This is a genomic window from Actinoplanes utahensis (assembly GCF_016862455.1).
In the GTDB taxonomy this organism is placed as follows: domain Bacteria; phylum Actinomycetota; class Actinomycetes; order Mycobacteriales; family Micromonosporaceae; genus Actinoplanes; species Actinoplanes utahensis.
Map to the genome: position 1 here is coordinate 1 of NZ_BOMZ01000133.1, position 3,934 is coordinate 3,934.

The 3,934-nt window shown below is 72.2% G+C and carries 2 protein-coding genes and 1 pseudogene; 1 reads left to right on the top strand and 2 read right to left on the bottom strand.

Annotated features, from left to right (window positions below; all coding sequences use genetic code 11):
- Window positions 1-41: 41 nt before the first annotated feature.
- Together Aut01nite_RS42935 and Aut01nite_RS42940 are read right to left on the bottom strand one after the other, a co-directional pair.
- Window positions 42-1,010 carry an extracellular catalytic domain type 1 short-chain-length polyhydroxyalkanoate depolymerase gene (locus Aut01nite_RS42935; protein ID WP_043530785.1) on the bottom strand — a complete coding sequence of 323 codons (969 nt, stop codon included), beginning with the start codon at window positions 1,008-1,010 and terminating at the stop codon, window positions 42-44.
- Between the two features lie 35 nt (window positions 1,011-1,045).
- Window positions 1,046-2,953 carry a penicillin-binding transpeptidase domain-containing protein gene (locus Aut01nite_RS42940; protein ID WP_043530787.1) on the bottom strand — a complete coding sequence of 636 codons (1,908 nt, stop codon included), beginning with the start codon at window positions 2,951-2,953 and terminating at the stop codon, window positions 1,046-1,048.
- 191 nt (window positions 2,954-3,144) lie between these two features.
- Between Aut01nite_RS42940 and Aut01nite_RS42945 the strand changes: the two are divergent.
- Window positions 3,145-3,934: pseudogene (locus tag Aut01nite_RS42945) on the top strand (NAD-glutamate dehydrogenase domain-containing protein); the annotation flags it as partial.

Genomic DNA, 3,934 nt, shown 5'->3' on the forward strand with positions numbered 1-3,934 from the left:
CAGGGCTGGAGTTGCGGTCCTCAGGGCTGGAGGTGCGGTTCTCAGGGCCGGGGGTGCGCGGCGAAGAACGACCAGATGGTGGCGGTGGCGTCCAGGGCGGGCGAGGGCGGGTCCAGCCGGTTCCGTGCGAACGCGCCGCCCGGGCCGGGCTGGCCCGGCCACTGATGGCCGGCCCCGTCGACGGTGACGAGGGTGACGCCGCGGCTTCCGGGGCAGGTCGCCGCCGCGGTGGTGACGGCGCCGGTGGTGGTGGACGCCGGTTCCGGGCAGCGCAACCGGCTGCGCCAGGTGGCGAGGAGCTCCGGGACCGGGGGCCCGGCGGTGTCCGCGGGGAACGCCCCGGCGCCGTCGTTGTGCCGCCGGCCGGGCCCGCCGGTGTAGGGGAAGGTCCGGTCCGCGGTGCCGTGGATGTGGATGAGGGAGGCCGGCGCCGGCGCGGGGCATGCGCCCACGCGTGTCGCCGCCACCGGGGCGATCGCGGCGAACACCGTGGTGTCGCAGGCCAGGCGGTACGCGAGCATCCCTCCGTTGGACATGCCGGTGGCGTGGACGCGGGCCGGGTCGACAGGTGTCATGGCGGAGATCGCCGCGACCATGGCGGTCACGAAGGCGACGTCGTCCACGCCTTCGGCGGCGGGCGGACCGCAGCAGCCGTCACTGACGGCCCAGGCGCGGCGGATCCCGTCCGGGTACGCGACCAGGAATCCGGAGTGGTCGGCCTGGGCGTCCCAGCCGTACGACGACTGGGCCTGGGCTCCGTCACCGAGCACGCCGTGCAGCATGACGACCAGCGGAGCCGGTGTGCCGCTCGGCAGTCCGGCGGGCCGGTGGAGGCGGAACGTCCGGGGCCGCCCGGCGACGGTGATCGTGTGCTCCGTGGTGCCCGCCGCCGGCCCGGACGGGGACGGCGGCGGCGGAGGGGGTGACGAACCGGGCGTGCATCCCGTGCCGAGGAGCGGGAGAACGAGGATCAGGACGACGGGTCTCCTGGCGCGACGGGATGTCGGCATAGATCCACTCCGATCCTCGCCGGCCGGGTCGGCGGCTATTTGTTGAGGGTGCTCAGGAAGCGGGTGACGGCGGGGACGGCGGCTTCGGAGCCGGCGCCGCCCTTCTGCACCATGACGGCGAAGGCGATGTCGCCCTGGTAGCCGATGAACCAGGAGTGGGTCTCGGCGGAGCCGGTCTGGAATTCGGCGGTGCCGGTCTTGCCGTACACCGGCTGGCCCTTGATGCCGCGCAGTGCCGTGCCGGTGCCCACCGTGACCACCTCGCGCATCATGGTGCGCAGCGCGGTCACCGCCTCCGCGTCGAGTTGCGGGCCGGCCGCGCCGGGGTTGGCGGGCGCCGGGTCGAGCACCAGTTTCGGCGGCTGGAGCCGGCCTTTCGCGACGGCGGCGGTGGCGACGGCCATGGCGAGCGGGCTGACCACGGTGCTGCCCTGGCCGAAGACGGCGGCGGCGAGTTCGGTGCCGGTGCCGCCGTCGGAGACCTGGCCGGAGTACGCGTCGATGCCGAGGTCCCATTTTCCGCCGATGCCGAGCGCGGTGGACGCCTCCTGCAGCCCGGCGGATCCGAGTTTGGGCGCGAGGTTGGCGAACGCGGTGTTGCAGGACTTGGCGAAGTCGACGTGGAACGGCACCTTGCCGAGCGCCTGGTCGTGTGAGTTCTTGAACTCACGCCCATCGACTGTGACCGTTTTCGGGCAGTCGACGACGGTGTTGGCGGTGACCGCGTCGCGCGCGAGCAGCCCGTACGCCGAAATCATCTTGTAGGTCGACCCCGGGGGGACCTGGCCGGTGAAGGCGGTGTTGACCCCGCCGGGCTCGGGCCCGTTGGCGGCGGCGAGCACGGCTCCGTCGCTGACCCGGACCGCGACCAGCGAGCTGGGCTGTTTCTCGGCGGCGAGCGCGGCGTCGGCGGCGATCTGTACCCGGCTGTCCAGGGTGACCTTGACCGGTTTGCCGTCGACCGGTGGGGCGGTGAAGAGCTTGGTGTCCTCGGTGTCGCCGTCGGCGGCCTCCTTGGCGATCACCACCGTGACGCCGGGGGTGCCGCGCAGGACGGCCTCGTACTTCTGCTGGAGCCCGCCGTGCCCGGTCTGGTCGCCGACGGTGAGGGCGCCGTCCGAGTTGCCGATGTCCTCCTCGGTGGCGGCGTCGACGGTGCCGAGCAGCGCCCGGGCGAACTCTCGGGTGGAGGCGAGCTGCCGGGTCTCCTCGCGGAAGACGGTGCCGGGCAGGGGGCGTACCTCGGCTCTGATCTTGTCGTAGGCCGGCCGCCGGAGGGTGACCAGGTCGAGGAAGGCGCCGGGGTCGGCCTTGTCGACGCGGGCCTTCAGGGTGCTCATGTCGACGTCCGCGTCGACCTTGGCGAACGCCGTGGCGAGGGCCTTCTGCAGGGCCGCGAGGTCCTTGATCTTCTCCGGGCTGACCCCGATGGTGACCACTTTCTGCGGCGACACCAGCGGTTTCCCGGACGCGTCGACGATCGCGGCGCGCCCGGCGGCGACCCGGCGCAGCCGCAGTTTCTCGCCTCCGGTCAGGTCGGGCTGGACCAGGGCCGGCTCCCAGACGACCGACCAGCCGTCCAGGTTCGCCTTGGTGGCGCGCACGGTGCTGGGGTAGCTCCACTCGGCGCCGCCGGGCAGGGTCCACTTCACGGTGATCGGTGTGGTGGCGGTGTCGCCGGTCTCGGCGGTCTCGCCGGATTTCGTGACGCTGATCGGCGCGCCGGCGAGGTCGCCGTAGAGCGCCTGGATCTGGGTCAGCACCTCGGGCGCGCCGATCTTCTGACCGGCCGCGGTGACGAAGCCGACCTCGTCCAGGCTGCCGCCGGTCCAGCCGGTCAGGAACGCCTCGACGGTGTCCTCGGCGGGGTCGGCTGAGCAGCCGGTCAGCGTGCCCGCGGTGAGCAGGAGCAGCGCGGCGAGGCCGGCGGGGGAGCGGCGCATGGGTGTCCCTTTCGTGGGGTAGCTGTTCGAACGGTAATAGGCACATGCCCGTCCTGGCTGTCCCACATCGGCACGAAACCGCACCGTGCCGCCTGGCACACCGGGGGTGTGAGGTGTGCCGGGGTGGTAGTTCTAGGCTGTGCTCGACACGTTCGAGCCCACAGTGCCGTGGGTGAGGGGAGCGCCGGACCATGGCTGTCGCCGACGAGGCAGTGACCGATTCTGATCAGACCGTGCTCGACGATGTGCCCAATGCCGAGCGGCTGGTGGCACAGGCGGTCGAGAAAGCGGGAGACGACCACACGACCGCGTCGCTGGTGGGCCGCTTCTGGCGGTTCGCACCCGACGAGGAACTGGTCGGTTACACACCCGAGGAGATGTTCGCGGCCGCGGCCGATCATCGTGAGCTGGCCCGTAACCGGCTGCCCGGCGAGCTGAAACTGGCCGTCACCGAGCCGCCCGGCCCGCAGGCGCACAGCGTGCTGCGGATCGTCACCGACGACATGCCGTTCCTGGTCGACTCGGTGATCGCCCTGCTCAACGCGCACAATCTGCAGGTCTACCTGACGGTGCACCCGCTGATCGTGGTGCGCCGGGAGCCGCTCGGCGCGCTCGCCCAGCTGGAGTCCGATGTCGAGCCGGACGACGCCATCGAGGGCGACCTGGTGGAGAGCTGGATCCGGATCGAGATCGACCCGGTGCGCCGCCCCGAAGCCCGGGAGCAGTTGCTCAACGAGGTCAGGCGGGTGCTCACCGACGTCCGGGACGCGGTGGAGGACTGGCCGCGGATGCGGCAGCGCGCCGTGGTGATCGCCGACGAGCTGGCCGCCTCCCGCGGCTCCGAGCAGGGGCTCCCGGTCCCCGACAAGGACGTCACCGACTCGATCGAGCTGCTCAAGTGGCTGGCCGACGATCACTTCACCTTCCTGGGGTACCGGGAGTACCGGCTGGACGACGGGGTCCTGACCGCGGTTCCGGGCT

Excerpts from the sequence above, each read along its gene's own strand:
- Aut01nite_RS42935 (WP_043530785.1), bottom strand. The coding sequence starts at position 1,010 with ATGCCGACATCCCGTCGCGCCAGGAGACCCGTCGTCCTGATCCTCGTT.
- Aut01nite_RS42940 (WP_043530787.1), bottom strand. The coding sequence starts at position 2,953 with ATGCGCCGCTCCCCCGCCGGCCTCGCCGCGCTGCTCCTGCTCACCGCG.